Annotated in this window: 29 protein-coding genes and 2 other annotated features (1 of these 31 cut by a window edge); of the genes, 22 read left to right on the top strand and 7 right to left on the bottom strand. The window is 33.6% G+C overall.

Annotated elements, in window-relative coordinates:
- The first annotated feature begins 206 nt into the window (after positions 1-206).
- From thrS to rpmF, 14 genes are all read left to right on the top strand, one after another.
- On the top strand, positions 207-2,153 hold the full coding sequence (gene thrS / locus AC1RO3_RS03290) for a threonine--tRNA ligase (protein ID WP_481761202.1): 1,947 nt from the start codon (positions 207-209) through the stop codon (positions 2,151-2,153).
- A gap of 59 nt (positions 2,154-2,212) precedes the next feature.
- Positions 2,213-2,350, top strand: a sequence feature (ribosomal protein L20 leader region).
- 56 nt (positions 2,351-2,406) lie between these two features.
- Complete coding sequence (gene infC, locus AC1RO3_RS03285) at positions 2,407-2,907, top strand: translation initiation factor IF-3 (RefSeq protein WP_409022689.1); 501 nt, start codon at positions 2,407-2,409, stop codon at positions 2,905-2,907.
- A gap of 25 nt (positions 2,908-2,932) precedes the next feature.
- A complete protein-coding gene (gene rpmI / locus AC1RO3_RS03280; protein ID WP_057973380.1) occupies positions 2,933-3,133 on the top strand; it encodes a 50S ribosomal protein L35 in 201 nt (66 codons plus the stop codon).
- A 58-nt stretch (positions 3,134-3,191) separates the two neighbouring features.
- Entirely contained in the window at positions 3,192-3,551 is a 360-nt protein-coding gene (rplT, locus tag AC1RO3_RS03275) for a 50S ribosomal protein L20 (RefSeq protein WP_409022688.1), read from the top strand.
- Between the two features lie 308 nt (positions 3,552-3,859).
- Positions 3,860-4,393: a YqeG family HAD IIIA-type phosphatase gene (locus AC1RO3_RS03270; RefSeq protein ID WP_409022687.1), complete on the top strand. Its 534-nt coding sequence runs from the start codon at positions 3,860-3,862 to the stop codon at positions 4,391-4,393.
- On the top strand, positions 4,386-5,522 hold the full coding sequence (yqeH, locus tag AC1RO3_RS03265; protein WP_481761203.1) for a ribosome biogenesis GTPase YqeH: 1,137 nt from the start codon (positions 4,386-4,388) through the stop codon (positions 5,520-5,522). Before AC1RO3_RS03270 ends, yqeH begins: the two co-directional genes overlap by 8 nt.
- Positions 5,523-5,539: 17 nt before the next feature.
- Positions 5,540-5,854 (top strand): ribosome assembly RNA-binding protein YhbY, encoded by a 315-nt coding sequence (yhbY, locus tag AC1RO3_RS03260; protein ID WP_409022685.1) that lies wholly within the window; start codon positions 5,540-5,542, stop codon positions 5,852-5,854.
- Positions 5,855-5,880: 26 nt separating this feature from the next.
- A complete protein-coding gene (locus tag AC1RO3_RS03255; RefSeq protein ID WP_481761204.1) occupies positions 5,881-6,528 on the top strand; it encodes a nicotinate-nucleotide adenylyltransferase in 648 nt (215 codons plus the stop codon).
- A complete protein-coding gene (gene yqeK, locus AC1RO3_RS03250; protein WP_481761205.1) occupies positions 6,521-7,114 on the top strand; it encodes a bis(5'-nucleosyl)-tetraphosphatase (symmetrical) YqeK in 594 nt (197 codons plus the stop codon). The genes AC1RO3_RS03255 and yqeK overlap by 8 nt, the downstream gene beginning before the upstream one ends.
- A gap of 10 nt (positions 7,115-7,124) precedes the next feature.
- Positions 7,125-7,481, top strand: coding sequence for a ribosome silencing factor (gene rsfS, locus AC1RO3_RS03245; RefSeq protein ID WP_481761206.1), 357 nt, complete (start codon positions 7,125-7,127; stop codon positions 7,479-7,481).
- On the top strand, positions 7,481-8,221 hold the full coding sequence (locus AC1RO3_RS03240; protein WP_481761207.1) for a class I SAM-dependent methyltransferase: 741 nt from the start codon (positions 7,481-7,483) through the stop codon (positions 8,219-8,221). The genes rsfS and AC1RO3_RS03240 overlap by 1 nt, the downstream gene beginning before the upstream one ends.
- A gap of 11 nt (positions 8,222-8,232) precedes the next feature.
- Entirely contained in the window at positions 8,233-9,375 is a 1,143-nt protein-coding gene (locus tag AC1RO3_RS03235) for a nucleotidyltransferase (RefSeq protein WP_481762405.1), read from the top strand.
- 80 nt (positions 9,376-9,455) lie between these two features.
- On the top strand, positions 9,456-10,004 hold the full coding sequence (locus tag AC1RO3_RS03230; protein ID WP_409022679.1) for a YceD family protein: 549 nt from the start codon (positions 9,456-9,458) through the stop codon (positions 10,002-10,004).
- 55 nt (positions 10,005-10,059) lie between these two features.
- Positions 10,060-10,239, top strand: coding sequence for a 50S ribosomal protein L32 (gene rpmF, locus AC1RO3_RS03225; protein ID WP_057973392.1), 180 nt, complete (start codon positions 10,060-10,062; stop codon positions 10,237-10,239).
- A gap of 79 nt (positions 10,240-10,318) precedes the next feature.
- On the opposite strand, the gene AC1RO3_RS03220 is transcribed toward rpmF, so the two are convergent.
- Positions 10,319-10,822 carry a hypothetical protein gene (locus AC1RO3_RS03220; RefSeq protein WP_481761209.1) on the bottom strand — a complete coding sequence of 168 codons (504 nt, stop codon included), beginning with the start codon at positions 10,820-10,822 and terminating at the stop codon, positions 10,319-10,321.
- A 184-nt stretch (positions 10,823-11,006) separates the two neighbouring features.
- On the opposite strand from AC1RO3_RS03220, the gene gndA reads away from it, so the two are divergent.
- Complete coding sequence (gene gndA, locus AC1RO3_RS03215; protein ID WP_481761210.1) at positions 11,007-12,428, top strand: NADP-dependent phosphogluconate dehydrogenase; 1,422 nt, start codon at positions 11,007-11,009, stop codon at positions 12,426-12,428.
- Between the two features lie 258 nt (positions 12,429-12,686).
- On the opposite strand, the gene AC1RO3_RS03210 is transcribed toward gndA, so the two are convergent.
- The 4 genes from AC1RO3_RS03210 to AC1RO3_RS03195 form a co-directional block, all read right to left on the bottom strand.
- Positions 12,687-13,253 carry a hypothetical protein gene (locus AC1RO3_RS03210; RefSeq protein WP_481761211.1) on the bottom strand — a complete coding sequence of 189 codons (567 nt, stop codon included), beginning with the start codon at positions 13,251-13,253 and terminating at the stop codon, positions 12,687-12,689.
- A gap of 91 nt (positions 13,254-13,344) precedes the next feature.
- Positions 13,345-14,196 (bottom strand): DNA/RNA non-specific endonuclease, encoded by an 852-nt coding sequence (locus tag AC1RO3_RS03205; protein ID WP_481761212.1) that lies wholly within the window; start codon positions 14,194-14,196, stop codon positions 13,345-13,347.
- A complete protein-coding gene (locus AC1RO3_RS03200) occupies positions 14,196-14,843 on the bottom strand; it encodes a sunset domain-containing protein (RefSeq protein WP_481761213.1) in 648 nt (215 codons plus the stop codon). Before AC1RO3_RS03200 ends, AC1RO3_RS03205 begins: the two co-directional genes overlap by 1 nt.
- A gap of 603 nt (positions 14,844-15,446) precedes the next feature.
- A complete protein-coding gene (locus AC1RO3_RS03195) occupies positions 15,447-15,977 on the bottom strand; it encodes a GNAT family N-acetyltransferase (protein ID WP_481761214.1) in 531 nt (176 codons plus the stop codon).
- A gap of 156 nt (positions 15,978-16,133) precedes the next feature.
- Between AC1RO3_RS03195 and AC1RO3_RS03190 the strand changes: the two genes are divergently transcribed.
- The 4 genes from AC1RO3_RS03190 to AC1RO3_RS03175 all read left to right on the top strand — a co-directional run bounded on the left by AC1RO3_RS03190 (position 16,134) and on the right by AC1RO3_RS03175 (position 19,929).
- Complete coding sequence (locus AC1RO3_RS03190) at positions 16,134-16,991, top strand: aldo/keto reductase (RefSeq protein ID WP_481761215.1); 858 nt, start codon at positions 16,134-16,136, stop codon at positions 16,989-16,991.
- 313 nt (positions 16,992-17,304) lie between these two features.
- Positions 17,305-17,463, top strand: a complete 159-nt coding sequence (locus AC1RO3_RS03185; RefSeq protein ID WP_481761216.1) for a hypothetical protein — start codon at positions 17,305-17,307, stop codon at positions 17,461-17,463.
- A 271-nt stretch (positions 17,464-17,734) separates the two neighbouring features.
- Entirely contained in the window at positions 17,735-18,421 is a 687-nt protein-coding gene (locus AC1RO3_RS03180) for a response regulator transcription factor (RefSeq protein ID WP_409022671.1), read from the top strand.
- Complete coding sequence (locus AC1RO3_RS03175; RefSeq protein WP_481763896.1) at positions 18,418-19,929, top strand: HAMP domain-containing sensor histidine kinase; 1,512 nt, start codon at positions 18,418-18,420, stop codon at positions 19,927-19,929. Before AC1RO3_RS03180 ends, AC1RO3_RS03175 begins: the two co-directional genes overlap by 4 nt.
- A 99-nt stretch (positions 19,930-20,028) precedes the next feature.
- Here the strand turns inward: AC1RO3_RS03175 and yidC are convergent, their stop codons facing one another.
- The gene (yidC, locus tag AC1RO3_RS03170; RefSeq protein WP_409022669.1) at positions 20,029-20,961 is read right to left on the bottom strand and encodes a membrane protein insertase YidC; all 933 of its coding nucleotides are present in this window, start codon (positions 20,959-20,961) and stop codon (positions 20,029-20,031) included.
- A gap of 87 nt (positions 20,962-21,048) precedes the next feature.
- Positions 21,049-21,324 carry an acylphosphatase gene (locus tag AC1RO3_RS03165; protein WP_481761218.1) on the bottom strand — a complete coding sequence of 92 codons (276 nt, stop codon included), beginning with the start codon at positions 21,322-21,324 and terminating at the stop codon, positions 21,049-21,051.
- A gap of 134 nt (positions 21,325-21,458) precedes the next feature.
- On the opposite strand from AC1RO3_RS03165, the gene AC1RO3_RS03160 reads away from it, so the two are divergent.
- The 3 genes from AC1RO3_RS03160 to AC1RO3_RS03150 all read left to right on the top strand — a co-directional run bounded on the left by AC1RO3_RS03160 (position 21,459) and on the right by AC1RO3_RS03150 (position 23,306).
- Complete coding sequence (locus AC1RO3_RS03160; RefSeq protein ID WP_481761219.1) at positions 21,459-22,223, top strand: TrmH family RNA methyltransferase; 765 nt, start codon at positions 21,459-21,461, stop codon at positions 22,221-22,223.
- 116 nt (positions 22,224-22,339) lie between these two features.
- The gene (locus AC1RO3_RS03155; RefSeq protein WP_409022666.1) at positions 22,340-22,840 is read left to right on the top strand and encodes an HD domain-containing protein; all 501 of its coding nucleotides are present in this window, start codon (positions 22,340-22,342) and stop codon (positions 22,838-22,840) included.
- A 121-nt stretch (positions 22,841-22,961) separates the two neighbouring features.
- The gene (locus tag AC1RO3_RS03150; RefSeq protein WP_481761220.1) at positions 22,962-23,306 is read left to right on the top strand and encodes a winged helix-turn-helix transcriptional regulator; all 345 of its coding nucleotides are present in this window, start codon (positions 22,962-22,964) and stop codon (positions 23,304-23,306) included.
- Between the two features lie 43 nt (positions 23,307-23,349).
- Positions 23,350-23,504: a binding site (T-box leader), on the top strand; it runs 74 nt beyond the window's last position.

Genomic DNA, 23,504 nt, shown 5'->3' with positions numbered 1-23,504 from the left:
GAATAAGTGATGACCACTTCCATAATGTTGCCTGATTTTTATCAGGTCGGATTGGATCCGTTAAAATCTATGGAGAAAGTTTTGTTTCGGCAAAACTTTGAATTTGGGTGGAACCACGTTAATCGACGTCCCTAATACACGATTTTATTTGTGTATTAGGGACTTTTTTTGTATCAAAAAATATTAAAACAATGGAGGAAGTTAACATGTCAAAAATAAATATTACATTTCCAGATGGCGCAGTTAAAGAGTTTGATTCAGGTATTACGACTGAAGACGTTGCAAAGTCAATTAGTCCTAGTTTAGCTAAAAAATCAATTGCCGGTAAATTCAATGGTGTTTTGGTTGATTATCTTCGTCCATTAGAGGCAGACGGCGCTATCGAAATTGTTACTAAAGAATCTGCAGACGGATTAATCGTTTTATGGCATACAGCTGCTCAAGTTTTAGCTAATGCGTTACAACAATTATACCCAGGTATGAAATTTGGTATGAGTTCTGATATTGAAAATGGTTTCTATTTTGATACAGATAATGGTGAAACACAAGTTAGCGTTGATGATTTGAAGAAAATTCAAGATAAGATGAAATCAATTGTTAAAGAAAATTTGAAAATTGAACGTCAATTAGTTTCAAAAGCTGAAGCTCTTGAATTATTTGCTGGTGACCCATATCGTGCTGAATTAGTAGTTGAAGCTACTGATGAAAATGGACAAGTTGAAATTTACAAACAAGGTGAATTCGTTAACTTAAGCGATGGCGCACAATTACGCTCAACTGCTGATGTTAAAATTTTCCAATTATTATCAGTTGCTGGTGCATATTGGCAAGGTAAATCAAGTAATCCGATGTTACAACGTGTTTATGGTACAGCGTTCTTTAAACAAAAAGATTTAGATGCTGAATTAGTTCGTCGTCAAGAAGCACGTGAACGCGATCATCGAGTAATTGGTAATGACTTAGATTTATTCTTTGTAGATCCAAAAGTTGGTGCAGGATTACCATACTGGTTACCTAATGGTGCTACAATTCGTCGTACGATTGAACGCTACATTGTTGATAAGGAAGTTTCAAATGGTTATGATCATGTTTACACACCAATCTTAGCCAACTTGGATTTATATAAAACTTCTGGTCATTGGGACCATTATCGCGAAGACATGTTCCCACCAATGGACATGGGTGATGGCGAAGAGTTAGAGTTACGTCCAATGAACTGTCCTTCACATATTCAAGTTTACAAGCATCATATTCGTTCATATCGTGATCTTCCTATCAGAATTGCTGAATTAGGAATGATGCATCGTTATGAAAAATCAGGTGCACTTTCTGGTTTACAACGTGTACGTGAAATGACATTAAATGATGGTCATACTTTCGTTGCTCCTGATCAAATTCAAGAAGAATTTAAAAGCGTCCTTCGTTTAATGATGGAAGTTTATGATGACTTTGGGATTGCTGACTATTCATTCCGTTTGAGCTATCGTGATCCAGCTAACACAGAGAAATACTTTGATGATAATGAAATGTGGACAAAATCACAAAGTATGTTAAAAGGTGCTATGGATGATTTAGGCTTAGATTACTACGAAGCTGAAGGAGAAGCAGCATTTTACGGTCCTAAATTAGATGTTCAAACAAAAACAGCGTTAGGAAATGATGAAACGTTATCAACAATTCAATTAGATTTCATGATGCCTGAAAAATTTGAATTATCATACATCGGTGATGATGGTGAAGAACACCGTCCTGTTATGATTCATCGTGGACTTGTTTCAACGATGGAACGTTTTACAGCTTACTTAACAGAAATGTACAAAGGAGCATTCCCAACTTGGTTGGCTCCTAAACAGGTAACAATTATTCCTGTTAAAAACGATCTTCATGCCGATTATGCGCATGATTTACGTGCTAACTTAGTTGCTCGTGGTGTACGAGTAACGGTTGATGAACGTAACGAAAAGATGGGTTATAAGATGCGTCAAGCGCAAGTTACTAAAGTACCTTATATTTTAGTTGTCGGTGATAATGAAGTAGCTGAAAATACAGTTTCTGTTCGTCGACATGGTGAAGATGATTCAAATATCTTTACAAAAGAAGATTTTATTAACAACATTACAAAAGAAATTGCCAACTATAGTCGTAAAGCATAAAAAAGACTCATTTTAATTTGCTTGACAATGAGTCTTCAAGTTGGTATGATATAAAAGTTAAGAAAAAGCAGAGGCTCCCGCTTCTCGCCTGAAGAGACAAAGAGTCTCTGGGCAGAATATTATTGAAATTAAATTCCAATTAAAATGGATTTCAAGCGGGCTGCGATAATTTATTATTGTTGCCCGTTTTTCTGTGTTTTTTCTCAAAAAAATTTGGAGGTGCATTGCCATAGCAGTTGATAAAGTAGACAAAATGGTCAATGAAGGTATCCGCGCATCGGAACTTCGTTTGATCGGTGATGATGGCGAACAACTTGGTGTTAAAACGAAACAAGAAGCACTAGATATGGCAGAAATTGCTAATTTAGATGTTGTTGTTGTTGCCGCTAACTCAAAACCACCTGTTGCTAAGATTATGGATTACGGGAAGTACCGTTTCGAATTACAAAAGAAACAAAGAGAAGCCCGTAAAAACCAAAAGATTGTTAATGTTAAAGAAGTTAGACTTAGTCCAACGATTGATATTAACGATTTCAATACAAAATTGAAAAATGCCTCAAAATTCCTTGCAAAAGGTGATAAGGTTAAAGTATCAATTAGATTTAAAGGCCGTGCAATTACGCATAAAGAAATCGGACGTGATGTCTTGAATCGCTTCGCTGACGCAGCTAAAGAAGTTGCATCAGTTGAATCAAGAGCGAAGATGGATGGACGTAGTATGTTCATGATGCTTGCACCTAAGGCTGAAAAGTAAAGCTATATTAGGAGGATATTAGATTATGCCAAAACAAAAGACTCATCGTGCATCAGCAAAACGTTTTAAACGTACAGGAAATGGTGGCTTAAAACGCTCTAAAGCATATACAAGTCATCGTATGCATGGTAAAACTAAGAAACAACGTCGTCAATTAAGCAAATCAACTACAGTGTCAGCATCAGATAACAAGCGTATCAAACAAATGCTTTCACAAATGAAATAATAAATATAAATTAGACAATTGATGCCATTTTTAAATGGCTCAATAAGGAGGAATTTTCATGCCACGAGTTAAAGGTGGAACCGTTACACGTCAACGTCGCAAAAGAATGCTTAAATTAGCAAAAGGTTACCGTGGATCAAAACATATCCAATTTAAGGTAGCTAAACAACAAGTAATGAAATCGTACCAATATTCATTCCGTGATCGCCATCAAACAAAACGTAACTTCCGTCGTCTATGGATTGCACGTATTAACGCTGCAGCACGTATGAATGGTTTAAGTTACAGCAAGATGATGCATGGCTTGAAATTAGCTGAAATTGAAGTTAACCGTAAAATGTTAGCTGAATTAGCTGTTAAAGATTCAGCAGCATTTGCTGCTGTTGCAGAAGAAGCTAAAAAAGCATTAAGTAAATAATAACTTTTAAGAGGATACTTGACCAATTGTCAAGTATCCTCTTTTTTTAATAAAATTTCTGTAAATAAGTTAAGTATGTTATTTTTAGTGAAATCAAAAAAATTTTATGTGATATCAATGATTATGGTCTATGTAACTAATAAGACAAAATATAATCTTAAAAAGAGCAATATAAAATTGAAATAACTCGTTTCTATTATTTTAAAATGAGAAAATAAAATTAATTTCATTTGTTTTCATGGAAAACATGCAATTTTGTTGAAAGTACATTATACTTAGATTATTATTCTAAAATTGAGGTAGCTAACATGCTTGAGAGATATAAACCAACTTGGATGGTTGAATCAATTTATGATTTAACACCAGAGGATTTACAAAATCATGGAATTAAAGTTGTTATGACTGATTTAGACAATACATTAATTGCATGGGATAACCCAAACGGAACCCCAGAATTGAAGAATTGGTTAGAGCTTATAGCTGCGGCTTCAATTCCAGTGATTGTTGTATCTAACAATAGTCACGAACGTATTGAAAAGGCACTGGAACATATTGGATTACCATTTGTTTCCAGAGCTCTAAAACCATTTACAAAAGGAATTAACCAAGTTAAAAATGAATTTAAGATGAATAATCAAGATTTAGTTTTAATAGGTGATCAATTGATGACTGATATTGCTGCTGCGAATAATGCGGGCATTAAAAGTATATTGGTTAAACCACTTGTTGAATCAGACGCTTGGAATACAAAACCTAATCGTTTCATTGAAAAAAGAATTAAAAATCACTTAATTAAAAAACACGATTTTAAAACTAAATGGGGGAATTCATTGGATGACTGACATAATTGAAGTACCAGAAATTGACGAAGATCTTTTTTGTATTGGCTGTGGCTCAAAAATTCAAAGTGAAGAAGTAGATGAATTAGGCTATACACCTAAATCCGCAGTAAAAAAAGGACTTGAAACAAATGAACTATATTGCCAAAGATGTTTTAGACTACGACATTACAATGAAATTGCTGACGTTAAGTTAACTGATGATGATTTCCTAAAATTATTGAATCAAATTGGTAGTGCTGATGCATTAATCGTCAACGTTATTGATATTTTTGATTTTAATGGTAGTCTAATTCCTGGATTACATCGATTTGTGGGTGATAATCCTGTTTTAATGGTTGGAAATAAAGCTGATTTATTGCCTAAGTCATTGAGACGTTCGAAGTTAAAGGATTGGATGAGACAACAAGCTAATTTACAAGGATTACGACCAATTGATGTTGCATTGACAAGTGCAACAAAAAACTTTGCGATTGATGAATTATTAGAATTAATTGAAAAGTATCGTGAAGGCCGTGATGTGTACGTTGTTGGAGTAACTAATGTTGGTAAATCAACATTGATTAATCAAATCATTAAACAAAGAACAGGTGTCCAAGACCTGATTACAACTTCAAGATTCCCAGGAACTACGCTTGATAAGATTGAAATTCCATTGGACGATGATCGAGCTTTAATTGATACACCAGGTATTATTCATCAAGACCAGATGGCTCATTATCTATCAGGTAAGGCGCTAAGATTAGTTTCTCCTCAAAAAGAAATTAAACAACGCGTCTATCAGTTAAATGAAAACCAAACATTATTCTTTGGGGCTGTTGCAAGATTTGATTACATTTCAGGGGGAACTCCTGGTGTTGTCGTTTATCTTGATAATGATTTAATGATTCATAGAACAAAAACTGAGACTGCAAGTGAATTTTATGAGAAACATGCTGGTGGTTTATTAAATCCACCAACAGATGATGAAATGAACGACTTCCCAGAATTAGTTCGTTTTGAATTTAAAGCAACACAAAAAAGTGATTTAGTTTTTGCCGGACTTGGATGGGTAACCATTAATGAGGGTGCTAAAGTCGCTGGCTGGGCACCAAAAGGTGTTTCGGTTCTTTTACGTAAAGCAATGATATAAGAGGAGTTAACTAACATATGACATTAAGAGGCAAACAAAAAAGATATCTACGCAGTCAGGCACATCATTTACGTCCACTTTTCCAAGTTGGAAAAGAAGGCGTGTCTACTAACTGGTTAAACCAAATTCGCGAAGCAATTGAAAAACGCGAATTAATCAAAATTAACATGCTACAAAATGCAACAATTGATACAAATGAAGTTCGTATTTTTATTGAATCTAATAGTTCAATTCAAGTTGTTCAAGTGATTGGTCATACATTAGTGCTTTATCAAGCAGCAACAGATGTCGAAAATCGAGATATCTCTGACAAAGTTAATTTACTCGCTTAATTTAAAATTTTGAGGAGGTTTTTAGCTTGACTATTCAAGTCCAAAAATTAAAAGAAATTAATTTAGTTACGAAATTTAAGACTAAACCCATTCTTGATAATACGAAAAAGCGTGTTGGAATTCTCGGGGGTACGTTTAATCCGCCTCACTTAGGTCATTTAATAATTGCTGATCAAGTTTGTCAGCAATTAGGATTAAGTGAAGTTCGATTTATGCCGGATGCAACACCACCACATGTGGATAAAAAGGAAGCAATTGATGCAAAGTATCGCCTTGATATGGTTAATCAAAGTATCGCGGATAACGATAAGTTTAAGCTGGAAGATACTGAAATTAATCGCGGTGGTATTAGCTACACCTATGACACTGTGGTTGCTTTAAAAGCAGCTCATCCGGAAAATGATTACTATTTTATTATTGGCGGCGATATGGTAGATTATTTACCGAAATGGTCTCGTATTGATGAATTAGTAAAATTAGTACATTTTGTTGGAGTTAAACGAACGGGATTTGAACAAACAAGTCAGTATCCTATACTTTGGGTTGATGTACCAACAATTGATATTAGTTCAACACAAATTCGAGATAAGATAAAAAAAGGCTGTTCAATTAATTATTTAGTACCTAAGGCAGTCTCAAATTATATTGAGAAAGAAGGGTTGTATCGTGAATAATTTAGTTTATTCTAATAATCTTTTTAGTGGAACTAGAGAAGAATTAGTACAGATTTTGAAGGAAACTTTGAGTGAAAAAAGATTTCAGCATGTGTTAAATGTTGAAAAATCTGCAATTGAACTTGCTCAAAATAATAATGGTGATATTGAAAGAGCAAGTATTGCTGGACTTATTCATGATTATGCCAAGGAGCGGACAGATGACACCTTTATCAGAACAATTAAGCAAAAACATATGGATCCTGATTTATTAAATTGGGGGAATGCTATCTGGCATGGAATTGTTGGCGCAGAGTTGATACATGATGAATTAGGTATTACAGATGATAAAATTTTAACATCAATTGTGAAGCATACGACAGGCGATGTTGAGATGGATTTGTTGGATAAAATTGTCTACGTCGCTGATTTCATCGAAGAAGGTAGGACGTTCTCTGGCGTTCTTGAAGCACGAAAAAAAGCATTTGAAAGTTTGGATGCAGCTGTTGGATTTGAAACAAAACATACACTAAGTTATTTAATTAATACCAATAAAAGAGTGTATCCTAAAACAATTTTGACCTTTAATAAATGGGTCGCAGAATAGAGGAGTAATAATGAATAGTATAGAAAAATTAGAAATCGCAGTTAAGGCTGCTGACAGTAAACGTGGCGAAAAGACGGTGGCTATTGATGTCCATGAAATTAGTCTATTAGCTGATTATTTCATGGTGACACAAGCTGACTCAGCTCACCAAGTTAAGGCTATCGTCAAAGAAATTCAAGATCAAGAAGAACTAGCAGGTGTTGAAGTCCGTCGTATTGAAGGACGTAATTCAACTAGTTGGGTTTTATTAGATTTTGGAGATTTAATTGTGCATGTATTTAAAACTGAATCACGTGAATTTTATGATCTTGAAAAATTCTGGTCTGAAGGCGCATCTGTAGATTTATCAGCATGGATTGAAGAATAATGATTTATACCACCTTTTCAAAATTGTATGATCAATTAATGGATCCTGATTTATATGATTCTTGGCAAACATTTGTCGAAACACAAGTTCCTGATAAGAAAACTGAAATTCTTGAATTAGCTTGTGGTGCAGGTCAATTAGCAATTGCTTTAACGCAATCTGGTTATTCAGTCGTTGGTTTAGATTTATCTGAAGAAATGTTATCAATTGCTGACCAACACGCACAGGATGCGAATGTATCCTTGCCTTTAGTACAAGGTGATATGATGAATTTGGAAGAGGCAGAGTTACCACAATTTGATGCGGTAACTTGTTTTGCTGACTCATTTTGTTATTTACCTGACGCTGATGCTGTAGGAAACGTTTTTAAATCAATTCATGGATTACTACAAGAAAATGGTCGATTCATTTTTGATGTTATCTCAACCTATCAAACGGATGAGATTTATCCAGGTTATATGTACAACTATCAGGATGATGATCAAGCTTTTTTGTGGTCAACATTTAAAGATGAAGAGCCACACAGTGTCGTTCATGAATTAACTTTTTTTGTCAAAAATGATACTAACTGTCAATTTGAACGTCTAACTGAGGACCATCATGAACGAACATATTCAGTTAATACGTATACTGAATTGTTAAAAAATGCTGGATTTAAGAATATTAAAATTTCGGCTGATTTTGGCACAAGTCAAGTTGATGATAAAACAACAAGACTATTTTTTGTCTGCGATAAATAGGAGTGAGTTACTTGGACACGACTGGGGTTATTGTTGAATATAATCCGTTTCATAACGGACATTTGTATCAGATTAATCAAATAAAAGAAAAGTATCCTGATACGACGATTATTGCCCTTATGAGCGGACAATTCTTACAGAGAGGTATTCCAGCTGCACTTGATAAAGAGAGCCGTACGGAGCAAGCATTGCAATCTGGTGTTGATTTAATAGTTGAGTTACCCGTTGCATTTTCTGTTCAACCGGCTGATTTGTTTGCTCAAGGTGCCATTAAATTATTGGCCGGATTAAAGATAACCAGACTTGTTTTTGGTGCTGAACATCCTGATTTGGATTTTATGACTATCGCAACTGAAATTCAAACGTTAGATAGTGAGTTTAATCAGTTTAATGAAACGTATGCCACACAATATCAACGAGCTGTTTTTGAAAAAACAGGTGTTCAAATTAATCGGCCTAATGATTTGTTAGGTTTAGCTTATGCTGAAGCCTGCATAGCCGAAAAAGCCGAAATCCAGTTATGTCCGATTCAACGTATAGAGGCTGATTACCATGAAACAAAATTTGTTGATACTCAAAAAATTACAAGTGCAACAGCAATTAGATTAGCAGTTCAACATCAAGAATCGATTGTAGAAGTTGTTCCTAATCAAACTCGACTTGATTCAGAAAATGAAAGATGGGCCGATTGGACAGATTTTTGGCCATATCTTCGATATCAGTTGAGTCTATCAACACCAGGTCAATTATCGTCGATTTATGGCATGTCTGAGGGTATTGAGTATCGTTTGTTGCAGCAGTACGAAAAGTTGCCTGACGAGGCTAATTTTGATGATTGGGTCCAAGCCGTTAAGTCGAAACGAGTAACTTATACAAAAATCTCAAGACTAGCAACTTATATTTTGTTACAAATAAAGCAAAATGAAATTGACAAACAATATAAGCAGCCTTATTATCATGTCTTAGGGTTCTCAAAAAAAGGTCAAACGCTGCTTAATCATTTAAAAAAGGAAGTGCCATATCCTATAATAACAAAAATTAGTAAAAAGGATAAAGAGGGACTTTACCAATTAGATTATCGAGCAGGAATTATTTATGGGCTAGTTAGTCATAAAAAATCGGATCTTTTTAGAAGACCTAAACAAATTAATTAACATACTGTCAAGGATATACCATTGACAATGTTTTTAATCACAGGTATAATCATAAGCGTTGCATTAGGAGGCATATTTGCATGAAATGGTCCTTAGTTGAGTTAAAAAAACAAAGTGATGAACCACTTCAAGTTGACGAAATGTTAAACCTTTCCGAAGGATTAATGCTGCGCAACAAAACAATTACAGCTGTTTCAGAAGTCCATGTTACGGGCATTCTGTCAGCAGATCATCAAGATGTCATTGGTCATTTTAACGTTAGTTTAACAGTTGAAATGCCATCAACACGATCATTAAAGAGTGTCGATGTCCCATTAAATTTTTCAGTTGATGAATTTTATGTAGGCTATCGCGATAAAGCACTTGAACGGTTTGATAAAAATGATGTTGTAATTATTTTGGAAGAAGATATGCTCAATTTGAATTCTGTGATAGAGGATAATGTGTTATTACAGATTCCGATGCAGATACTGACTGATGATGAGAGAAAAGCAGAAGATTTACCAACCGGAGACGACTGGGAAGTTCTTACTGAAGATAAACTCGTACAGGTTAGAAAAGAAAAAGTTGATCCTCGATTTGCCTCATTACAAAATTTTTTTGATAATGATGGTTCTGAAGAGGAATAAACATAACAATACTTTTATTAAAAGTTTTGGATAATTTTAAAGGAGGTGTTTGATAATGGCAGTACCAGCACGTAAAACATCAAAAACACGTAAGAGAATGCGTCGTACGCATTACAAGTTAACTGTCCCAGGTATGAGCGCTTGCCCTAACTGTGGCGAATTAAGAAAATCACATTATGTATGTCCTAGCTGTGGTTTTTATGACGGAAAAGAAGTCGTAAAAGTAAACAACTAAATCTACATTAAGTAAAAAGCCTTAACAACCATGGTGTTAAGGCTTTTTCTGTACAAAAAAAATAAGATTCAATTGAATCTTATTTTTTTTCACTAATTTTCAAACTTATAATTTTGAAGTCTGTCTCTGGATCAAAAAATTGAAAAGGTAATTTGGCATGGCTTTCAATATAAGTTACATTTTTAGCCGGTGTTTTAACAGCCTTAAAAGTGGGCGATTTGATAGATTTAATTAAATCTATCAAATCTAGAAGTAATAACTCTGGTTTGTTACTAAGATTAGACCAGCCTGAAAATTCGGAACGATAATTTTTAAAGATTGTTTTTCTTATCGGACTGATGAAAGCATTACTACTGTCATTTTCGTAAGGAATTGACTGAGATGCGATAGTGTGCTGACTTGTGGTACTATAAATTTGAATTCGACTATCTTTTAAATCTAAAAAATCGGCCGTTAATAATTTGTCGTTAACTTGGACAACTAAGTCAAAAGTAGGGATATTGTTAGAAAATTCTGCTTTTGCGCGACTGTATAAAAAAGTATCGATGGCATAATATAATTCTTGTACTTCAACTAATTTCATATTTGAAAGACCTCCTGAAATCAGTATAACAAAAAAAGGTAAAATAGATAGGAATTTTTGATGTCTAGTGTATAATTGACGTTGAAAGTTAAATGGGTTTATTGACAAAGTCGGTAGCTGATACTTTCTTAGATTACATGGTTTTTGATTCACAAAAAATTAAAGAAATGTAGGAGGTATTATAATGGATAAAGCACAAATTGGTGTTATTGGAATGGCTGTTATGGGTAAAAATCTCGCATTGAATGCTGAGAGTCGTGGCCGTACGGTAGCTATTTATAATAGAACGGGAGCTAAAACTGAGCAAGTTATGAAAGACCACTCAGAAAAAAAATTAGTACCCAGCTACTCAATTAAGGATTTTGCAGATTCATTAGAAAAACCTAGAAGAATTATTATCATGGTAAAAGCTGGCAAACCAACTGATGCTGTTATTGCAGAACTATTACCATTCTTAGATAAAGGTGATGTTTTAATTGATGGTGGTAATACTTACTTTGAAGATACAGTACGCCGTAATGCAGAATTAGATAATTCTGGAATTAACTTTATTGGAATGGGCGTTTCAGGTGGCGAAATTGGTGCACTTGAAGGACCATCAATGATGCCAGGTGGCCAAAAAGAGGCATATGACCTTGTTGCACCAATTCTTGAGGAAATGTCTGCTAAAGCTAGCGATGGGACACCATGTGTGACTTATATCGGTCCTAACGGTGCTGGTCATTATGTTAAGATGGTTCATAATGGAATTGAATATGGTGATATGGAATTAATTTCTGAATCATATCATTTGTTAAGAGATTTATTAGGCCTCTCAGTTGATGAAATCGCTGATATCTTCTCTGACTGGAACAAAGGTGAATTGGATAGTTACTTGATCGAAATTACTGCTGATATCTTAACACGTAAAGATGATTTAGGCACTGGTAAACCTATTGTTGATGTTATCCTCGATCGTGCTGGAAATAAAGGTACTGGTAAGTGGTCATCACAGAGTGCACTTGAATTAGGTGTTCCTCAGTCAGTTATTTCTGAATCTGTTTATGCACGTTACATTTCAGCAATGAAAGAAGAACGTGTTGAAGCAAGTAAAGTTTTACCTAAACCAGAAGTTAAATTAGGTGAATTAGATAAAAAAGAATTAATTGAAAAAATTCGTGAAGCATTATACTTTAGTAAAATCATGAGTTATGCACAAGGATTTGAACAATTACGTGTTGCCTCAGAACATTATGAATGGGATTTAAACTTTGGTGATATGGCTAAGATTTGGCGTGCTGGATGTATCATTCGTGCCCGTTTCTTACAAAATATTACTGACGCATTTGACGAAAAAGCTGATTTAAATAACATCTTATTAGATGGTTACTTCAAAGATATTGTTAAAAAATATCAAGAATCAGTTCGAGATATCGTTGGTATTGCTGTTAAAGCTGGTATTCCAGTTCCTGGATTCAGTGCAGCAATTACGTATTACGATCAATACCGTTCAGAAGTTTTACCTGCTAATTTAATTCAAGCACAACGTGATTACTTTGGTGCTCATACGTATGAACGTACTGATAAACCAGGTTCATTCCACTATACTTGGTATACTGAACAATAAAAAAAGTTAATAAATATACTAAAAAAGGCTATCTAACAACGATTTAAAAGTTGTTAGATAGGCCTTTTTTTCTTTTGGTTACGCTTTTGGTTACGTTTGAGTTAAGTATCTAAATATTGTAATAGTTTTGAAGTTACTGTTATATAGATTTGGGTAATCCTTACATTGGAATGACCAAGTAGATCTTCAATGCTGTTAAAGGAGGTACCGACTCCATGTAAAATTAACAAACACAAAATTGTTATCACTCTTTAAAAATTAACGTTGATATCCTAAATTTGGAGAAGTGACTTTTCCAGTAGATTTATTGACGTCAAATTCTACCATGTGTGTTTCAGTATCGAAGACGGATACAATATATTTATTACCTTTATCTAAAGTATCGCTTGATTTAACTTTTGGTTCCCAGTCGCTTGTCTCATTATTGAATGATTTAAAATAGCTTAAAGCAAGTGATTCAGCTTTTGATTGCGTCATCTTAGTTGATGTAGATGAACTTGTAGATTTTTCAGTGGTAGTAACGTTATTTTTCTCAGCCTCAATACTAGAAGAGCTTGCGGCAATAGAACTTTCAGCTGCGGTAATTGAAGAACTTGCAGCTGAGATGCTAGATGCTTGAGCAGATGATTCTGATGATGCTTTACTTTCGGAAGTTGCTTTTTTTATGGACTCTTTCTTACTTGATTCCTTTTTAGCTTTTATAATACTAGATGATGCAGCCTCAGAAGATGAAGAATCCTTACTTGTATTCTTGCTATTCCCACATGCAGTTAGTGAAAGTAGTGTGATGGCAGTAATCCCGACTATTGTTATTTTTTTATTCATAACACAAATTCCTCCAAATATTTTTATAGTAAAAAGCGAGCAGTGGGAATTGAACCCACTCGAAGTATCTATACGCCCGTTATCTATTTGTTTAATTTAGTGTACTAGTACCATCCCTATAATTAAGAGTAACACCGGCCTCTACATTAAAAATGTAAGTATTGAATTTAATTGAGGAGCTACCAATAGATTGAGCTTCCATTTGTACGCCACGAGCAAGAAGTTCATCTCCTCTGAATATTGGAGTAACGCGGTATCTAATATAGTTATTAGGATGTTCTTTAAGGTAAGTAGCTATATCCATTTCATGGGCAAGCATTTCAGGTGCATTCAGTTCACGAGTACCCGTAATTAAATTCTTTGGATTATTGTTCTGACCTGATAATTGATAACCAATTAAATGGCTACGATTATATAACCATCCGTTACTAATACGTTTATTTTTCCAGCCAGTAGGGTTCCAAGTTAACCCTTCGCGTTTCGCGGTAGGCATTAAAGATTTACTTAACATTGCATTGGCGGTTCCAGCACGATTCAGAGAATCTAGGTTGCTGTACGCTTCCCAAGTACCTTTACTAGTAGATAGGGTGCTTTCGCTGAAAGTAGGAATATTATTATTAACTTCTATTTCAGATTTATCACTATAGTTTAGAGATGATAAATCAAGTGTCTTAGATTTTTTAGTTGTTTCTTTTTTTGAAGAATCTTTACTATCATATTTAGCTAACTTATTTTTTAATTCTTTGATTTCTTTGTTAAGTTTGTCTAATTTCACTTGTTCTTTATCAACTTTATTATTAATTTCTTCTGCTTGCTTTTTGGCAGTATAGTCGTAAGTAACATGTGAATCAGATTTTGCTAAAACGGTAGTCGTGTTACTGATACCAATAAAAGTGAATGATAAAATTAGAACACGTATTAATAAATGATTAGTTGATTTCATTATTTTTTCGCCTTTCTATATCCAGCATCTTGAGCGGCTTGTTCTGTTTGGAAAGTAATCGCATTTGATTTACTCATTTTATAACCAGTTTGACCGGGAGTATGGTAAATTTTAGAATTAGTATTACCGATGATGGATCCTCCGCCAGTAGTAACAGAATCTGCGTTAGATGAATCCGTAGATGTAGAATTATTTTCTTTTTGAACGCTGTTAAAATGTTCTTGTTCTTTTTTTGCAGCTAGTCTTTGAGAACTTTCAGATTTAGATTTAGCTTTAGATTCACTTTCTTTTTCAGAAGTGGCTTTAGATTCTTTCTCATTTAATTTTTTACTCAATGATTCAGCTTCAGATTCTTTTGAAGAAACTTCTTTTTTTATAGATTCATATTTTGACTCTGCCTTTTTCTTATCGGCAGAGCCAACTTTTGTTACGGTAGTAAGGGGCGATTGTTTTTTAGTTGGTTCGGCCTGACTAGTCATCCCAATGCCTACAAGTGAAATGATCAGTACAGCAGTAGGGTACCAAACCCGTTTCTTGATTTTAGTGTATATATTTGGATTTTTAGTTTTTGTCATAAATCTTTTAACTGTGTAGTAAATAATAAAATATATTGAAATAAAAAAAATAAGTGCAAATAAAACGTTCATAATACGTGTTCCTCCAAAGATTTTTGTAATGTAAAATAAGCAATAAAAATTGTCTCAGTAATAAAAGTTATGTTGGTAATCTTTTTAAGACAGAAAGCTTGATTGGGCGGAACTAGATTCTTTGACACTAGCATTTCTACTTGAAGAAGGTGCAGTGATACCAATTAGAACGAGTAAAATAAATGAGATTAGGAAACTAAATAATATTAATTTTCTTGCATGATTAGTATCCTTTTTGTTAATTTTTGCGATAATAAATTTAATAACATATACCAAAAATGTGATAAAAGTAGTAATAAATAAGAGAGCGAAAAAGATACTCATGTGGAAAATCCTCCAGAAATAATATTTTTAGTGAAATATTGCGTAATTAGATTATGATGGACATACTCTATATCAATACAATTTTACTATTAAACTTTATAATAGTATATGAAAATAATTATTAGATGAACGTTATGAATATGTCACATTGGGATTAACGTTAAGACGTTAGTTTATGGATATGAAAGAAAAATTAGGCTGAAAAAATCTATTGAATCCCGAAAATATAAAGAATTATTTGTATAAAAATAGAGTGGATTTTCCCACTCTATAAAAAGGCTAATTTTTGGAGTCACTACTGTTTAGAACTAAAATAAAATCGGTTTGGATAGCATCGCCTAAAACAAAATCATGTTGGCTATGTTTTGTTAAGCCTTGTTTTTCATAAAAGGAGAGGGCAGGTTTATTATGTTCCCAAACTCCCAACCAAAGTTGATCTTTTTTAAATTCTTTGGCAACCTCTTTAGATTTTTCAAATAGAAGTTGACCTAATCCCATTTTTTTGTGATTTTTGCGAATGTAAATTCGTTGGATTTCTAAGCCGTTCGGAAAGTCATCTTCAGTTTGTGCGTCGTTAATATTTAATTTTAAATATCCAGTTAACTCATCATTAACATGTACGAAGTAAAAGAATGCATTTGGATCATTTAATTCACTCGTTAATTGTGGTAAAGAATAAGCGGTATCCAAAAAATCTTGTAAATCTTTTGGATCGTTATCTGCAGCGAAAGTATCAGTAAAAGTTTCAATGCTAATCTTTTGTAATATTTCTAAGTCATTAATTGTGCAAAGTGTGATAATAGGTGTCATCGCTTTTTCTCCTTATATGTAATCTAAAATACTTATAGTAATAGTAGCCTAAAGCTGAAAAATAAACAAATATTAAAATAATATAGCATAATCCTTGACTCTGAGTGCACTCCAAGTGTTTAACTTAGTATATTAAATAAAAAGGGAGCGATTTAAATGAATACAGTTACATTAAATAATGGAGTGAAAATGCCACAACTAGGTTTTGGCGTGTATCAAATTCCTTTAGAAGAAACTGCAGAGGCAGTTTATCAAGCGATTAAAGTAGGATATCGATTACTAGATACAGCGATTGCCTATGGAAACGAAGTTGAAACTGGGGAAGCTATCCAAAGAGCGATCACTGAAGGATTAGTGACACGAGAAGAGTTGTTTGTCACAACCAAATTATTTATCCAACATGTTGGTGAAGAAAAGGCGATGAAGGCAATTGATGAATCACTAGAAAGAATGCAGTTAGATTATCTAGACTTATTCTTGATTCACCAACCATACGGTGATGTATATGGTGCTTGGCGCGCTTTAGCTACCGCACAATCTGCTGGGAAAATACGTGCTATTGGGGTGTCTAACTTTGATATCGGAAAATTAATAGAATTCTCTCATATGAATGGTGTGGCTAAAGTTCAAGTTAACCAAATAGAAGTGAACCCATGGAATCAACGTTTAACGGATGAAGCCTATCATGAAAAATTAAGCATTCAAATGGAAGCATGGGCACCTTTTGCTGAAGGCCGGTTAGACTTATTTAAAAATGAAACATTGTCAAAAATTGGTAAACAATACGGTAAATCAGTTGGACAAGTTATTCTAAAATGGTTAATGCAACGTGGTATTGTAGCACTTGCTAAATCTGTGAGACCGGAACGAATGGCAGAAAATATCGACATATTTGATTTTGAATTAACAGTGGAAGACATGGCAACTATTACTGCCTTAGACAAACAAGAATCTGCCTTCTTTGATCATAATGATCCAGAAAGAGTTGAACGGTTCATGGAATTATTGTCATAAATTACCTGAAGTAAAGTTATTTTGCCAATGGTAAATAAAATATAAGTATAAGTATATAACGGAAAAGAAGCATTTGGGATAATTTTATCTATTTGAAGTGGAACCCCCTAAGTTGGAGAAAAATCTAACTTAAGGGGTTTTATTGTGTTCTTAGTTGAAATAAAGGAAAAAACTTTAATAGTTAACCAATGAGGTAGTATGGAATAAGATAATCCGTAACTATTTTTTAAGACGCTAAGGTATAATTTCGATATTCTAATATCCTAACTTAACGGCACACTTAGAAAATATAATGTGGTTTGGTGGAATTATTTTGTCAGAGAATAAAACCTTTTCATATAAGGTTTTTGAAGAAGTTATTTTGAGTATGCTGAATGGAGAAATCCGTGTTAACGTTGTAAAAGAAATTGAAATGGCAAAATTTATAATTGAATTATCGGTTTTACTGATTAAAGCTGCTGGTATCGAATAACTAATTCCAATTTTTAGTTTTCATTTTAATAAAGCGTTAATGATATATTTTTTAAAGTTAACGGTTTGTTATATTAATTTTATTACTCTTTTAGTTAATAATATATTAAAAAAACGGTTAAAAAGTGCTTGAATACCTATATGAGTTGAGCAGTGCAAAGTGTATGCAAGAATATCATTTAATGGTAGAATAAGAAAAGTAAGATATCGGTTAAAAATTGTGTGTATATGGATGAGAAAATAAAATAAAACTAACAGGAGATCATGAAAATATGAGTCGTATTCTAATAATTGAAGATGAAAAAAATTTAGCGCGCTTTGTTGAATTAGAATTACAACATGAAGGATTTGAAACTGAGGTTCATTTTGATGGGCGAACGGGTCTAGAAGCTGCTTTAAATGAAGATTGGGATTCAATTCTACTTGATTTAATGTTACCTGAATTAAATGGTCTTGAGGTTTGTCGCCGTGTACGACAAGTTAAAAATACACCAATCATTATGATGACGGCTCGTGATTCAGTTATTGACCGCGTATCTGGCTTAGACCATGGAGCAGATGATTATATTGTTAAACCATTTGCAATCGAAGAATTATTGGCGCGTTTACGTGCATTGTTACGTCGTATTGATATAGAGGGTGAACAAAATGTTGCAAAACAGACAACTGTCACTTACCGTGATTTAACAATTGAAAAAGAAAATCGTGTTGTTCGTCGTGATGAAGAAGTTATTGAGCTAACCAAACGTGAATATGAACTACTTTTAGCTTTAATGGAAAGTGTTAATGTTGTTTTAGCTAGAGATGTTTTATTAGCTAAAGTTTGGGGATATGAATCAGAAGTTGAAACAAACGTTGTGGATGTTTATATTCGTTACTTACGAAATAAAATAGATCGTAGCGGTGAAGAAAGTTATATTCAAACGGTCAGAGGAACAGGGTACGTAATGAGATCATGAGAAAAAAAATAACCCAGCATCCAAAAGAAGTAAGACGTATGTCACTTAAATGGAAATGGGCATTAGGAACGGCAATAGGTGTTTTACTTATATTTGCCGTTTTTTCTGCGCTTATTTTTCAGAGTTTTAGTGGCGTTTTATTAGATAAAGAAAAAAAAGATGTACAAGATACTTTAAGAACGGTGACGCAACAGTTAAGTCGTGAGAATCAAGACTTAACAATTTCAAGTACTGCACAACATTTAAAACCGATAAATGCAGATTCTCGACCAGATAAAGACGAAAATAACTTGTACTCAAATGCAGTAATTGTTAATTTATCAAGAGAAAATATTGCAGTAGGTGTTTATAATTTGAAGCAACAAGAAGTTTTTGCTTCAAGAAATTTAAACGTACCATTTGTTAAAAAAAATAAAATGACGTTTACTAGCCAAACAATTGATGGCGCAAATGGATATGTTGCTAGAAGAGCTATTTATTCATCTAAAACTGGCAAAAAAATCGGGTATGCACAAGTAACTAATGCTTTAGAAAATTACCATAAAATTAGTAATAAATTAATTCTAATTTTTATTGTTTTAATTATTACGGCAACCTTTGGTAGTGCTATATTAGGGTATATCCTGGCATCTTGGTTACTGAGACCGATTGAAGTAGTGAACGAAACTATTGATATTATTAATGAAGGCGAAACACCAATTGGACATGTACGTGTCCCAGATATGCATAGAAATGATGAGTTATCTGATTTGGCGGACTTGTTCAATAGTATGCTAGATAGGATGGAGCGCTACGTTGATCAACAGCAACAATTTGTTGAAGATGTCTCACATGAGTTAAGAACCCCTGTAGCAATAATTCAAGGTCATATGGAATTATTGAACAGGTGGGGTAAAGATGATCCGGCAGTTCTAGCGGAGTCGATTGAAGCATCTTTGCAAGAAATTAATCGTATGAAGAGTTTAGTTCAAGAAATGCTTGATTTATCAAGAGCTGAACAAGTAGAGATGACATTTAAAAATGAGTTAGTTGATGTCCGATTAGTTGTTTTACAAATTTTCAATGATTTTAAAATGATACATCCCGATTTTACGTTTATTTTAGATGAAGATTTTAATGGAGAAAGTTTGGTAAAAATATCGCATAATCACTTAGAACAAGTTTTAATTATTCTAATGGATAATGCCGTTAAATATTCAGAAACAAGAAAAGAAATTCATATTTCAGCATCAAAAGATATGAAAATGGTTCAAATTGCTATTCAAGATTTTGGTGAAGGAATTTCTAAAGATGACTTAAAAAATGTTTTTAATCGCTTCTATCGCGTTGATAAAGCTAGAAGTCGTGATAAAGGCGGTAATGGTCTTGGATTATCAATCGCACAAAAACTCATTATGGGTTATAAAGGAACATTAGTGGTAGAAAGTGTTGAGAAGCGTGGTTCAATATTCAGAATTTCGTTGCCTCTAGCTACTACTAAACCAACCGAAAAGATAAGAAGAGACTAGTGTTGAAATGCAATACAAAAATTTAGACAGTATAATAAAAAAAGCTTACCATTCTTAGAGCAATTCTAAGAATGGTAAGCTTTTTTTAATGGTTAATCTTTATTTGCGGTTTTGTTTACCAGCATTACGATTACGATTATTTTTTGCTACATTTGAAAGATTATCTTCAACATTATCAATTGTTTGTTCCACTGTTTCTTCAACAGCATCAATTGTTGAACGTTCTCTAACAATTGGTGGGTTCTTAGCAAGTTCAGCTTGAATTTCGCGACGAATCTTAGGACGCATTAACATAATTATAAATGTTTGAACACAAGCGAAGAGGCCACCGATGAAGAAGTAGAGACCAATACCTGCTGGCGCACTCATTGTAACAAAGACCATCATAACTGGACTAGCAATTAACATTGTTTGCATTGTTTTCTTTTGTTCTGGCGGAATGCCAATTGTTGAAATGAATCCTTGACCCAAATACACAATGAAACATAGCACAGTAAAGATAATTGATGGTGTACCTAATTTAATGCTAAAGAAGACAGCATCCTTTAATTCTGAAGAATATAAGATTGCAGCGTATAGCGCAGCAAAAATTGGCATTTGAACTAATAATGGTAGGCAGCCAATTCCGCCAGTCATGCTGACGTTGTTATCTTTATAAAGTGCCATCATTTCTTGACTGATAGCTGCTTTTTCTTCTGAACTTTTAGCATTTTTTTGTCGTTCTTGAATGACTTTTAATTGTGGTTGAATCGAACCCATTTTTTCTTGTTGAACGGTCGCTTTTTTCGATTGATTAATCATCATTGGCATAAGTGCCAAGCGAATGACGATTGAGATAACGATAATTGCTAGACCGTAGTTGTTACCTAGATGAGCGGATAACCAGTCAAGCAATCCCTGAGTTGGTTTTGCTAAATAGTCGTAAACCATCCCAAAAGGATTACCATTCTTGTCTCTGCGGACGCATCCCGATAGGAACAGGACAAGCGCCATGAATATTGGGAGCATTGTTAAACGTTTAATCTTTTTCATTAATATATTTTCCCCTCTTAAAGTGACTATATCGATTACTATACTTTAAATATAGGGGGATTTCAATGGGCTATAAATAAATCGTAATTAGTAAATAACGGTAAAGGCAGTCGGCATATAATTAGTTAAGGAGGTTTCTTTATAATCAGTCACCTTACCGGCTGGTGTAGGTGAATTTTTAACTTTTTGAATAAATTTTTCTAATTGGGTATTATCTGAACTACTTGCTTTAATTGTGACGCTGTCATCAAAATTATTTTGTACTGACCCGTAGATGCCTAGATCATCGGCTAATCTCTTCGTCGTATATCTGAAGCCAACACCCTGCACGCGACCAAAAACAGTTATTTGAATAGCACTCATAATGTAATCCCTCCATATTATAAAGTAGATATAGGCATTTATTGCTTTCATTATAACTGGAAAAGATGATAATGACCAACTAATGCTATTTTAAATATGCTATAATTATTTCCAATAGTAAGAGGGGTACATTTATGGAAAAAATTAATTCAACACAGAATGCTAAGATTAAATACTGGAAAAAATTACAAACTAAAAAAGGTCGTAAAAAGGAAAATAAATACCTTTTAGAAGGCTGGCATTTAGTTAAAGAAGCACTCATGGCAAACACAAAAATTGAATATTTGCTTGTTACTAATGATTTTAGATATTTTGATGAAATAGCCGATACGACAATTGAGCAAGTAGAAATCTCATCTGAAGTTAGTTTATATCTTGCTGACACGAGTACGCCACAAGGTATTTACGCGGTAACTGAGATGGAAGAAAATCAACAATTATCAGTTGACCATTTAACTGGTGGCTGGTTAATGCTAGATGGTGTTCAAGATCCAGGAAATATTGGAACAATGGTTAGAACTGCCGATGCTGCCGGTTTAACAGGTGTCATTTTTGGTGAGGGTAGTGCAGATAGTCATCATCCTAAAGTTTTACGTTCGATGCAGGGAAGCCAATTTCATGTTCAATTAGTGGATGCCGATTTAATGGAAGTTACTACCTTATTCAAAGAAAATAATATTGCTATTTATGGTTCTGAATTAAATGAAGATGCACTTAGTTATCGTGAGATTTCTGCTACAGATAATTTTGGTTTAATTATGGGAAATGAAGGTAACGGGATGCGTAATGACCTGTTAAATGAAACGGATGCTAATTTATATATTCCAATTAAAGGTCGTGCTGAATCGTTAAATGTCGCTATTGCTGCAGGTGTACTAATGTTTCATCTTAAAGCTTAATTATGATATTTGGTGAAATTATTACGATTTACTAAAGATAACTGATTGCGCTTGCAATAGGTGCTCAATCAGTTATGATGGAGATAGGAAAAAATATTTTGGGGGCGTACTAGTATATGAAAAAAGATTCGTATCTTGATGATGAATTATATATGAGTTATGTTGGAGACCTTTTGGCAAAACCAGAAGTTCAAAGATTAAGTGAATATACACAACATCATTTTTCTACTCGATTAGAACATTCAATCTCAGTTTCCTATGACAGTTATCGTATCGCTAAAAGATTACATTTAAATGCAAAAGCAACGGCAAGGGCCGGATTATTACATGATTTATTTTACTACGATTGGCGTACAACTAAATTCGATCGCGGTACACATGCTTGGATTCATCCGCGTATCGCTATTAGAAATGCAGAGAAGTTAACGACATTATCTGATTTAGAAAAAGATATCATCATGAAACATATGTGGGGTGCTACTGTTGCACCACCTAAATATCCAGAGGGATATATTGTAACCATGGTTGATAAATATGAAGCAACAAGTGAAGTTTCATCACCGTTAAAAAATAAATCAAAACATAGCTTTCAGCAATTAATTGCAATTTTAAAATAGTTTTAAAAAGGATAGGCCTACAGGCTTATCCTTTTTGTTTTTTCGAAAACGAACCAATTTGTTTACTTTTTGTTAGTTAATGATAAAATATAGTAATAAAGTAACTGAGGAGGGGTTAATTATGCAAGTTGTTCAAGAAAAAACAAATTATGAAATGTGTCCTAAATTTGAAAAAACTTTTTCAATATTAGGTAAAAAATGGAACGGTTTAATTATTAACGTTTTATTGGATGAAGGACCTCAACGATTTAAAGAATTAGCTCAAAAGGTTGATAAATGCAGTGACCGTGTATTAGTTGAACGTTTAAAAGAACTTGAAGATACTAATATTATCTCAAGAGTCGCCATCGGTGAAACTAGTCGTAGTTTTTATGAGCTTACTGAACAAGGAAAAGACATGAAAAATATGATGGATAGCGTCCATACATGGTCAGAAAAGTGGTATACACTTAAAGATTGCGAGTAAGACTTGACGATAGGCTTTGATACCTTTAAACTATGAATATAGAATAAAGGCTTAGACAGAAAATAGTAGATATTTTTCTTGGATTTAAAGGGATGGTTAGCTAGACTGAAACTAACCAATAAATAAAATATTGAATTCACTTCTAGAGCTGTTAATTAATGTAGGCTAACTTAAATCATGCAATTAACCGGTTAATGG

Source organism: Dellaglioa sp. CoH-57-MRSF-19 (assembly GCF_056781975.1).
Note: the sequence above shows the minus strand (reverse complement) of the source record. Positions and strands in the feature narration are given on the sequence as shown.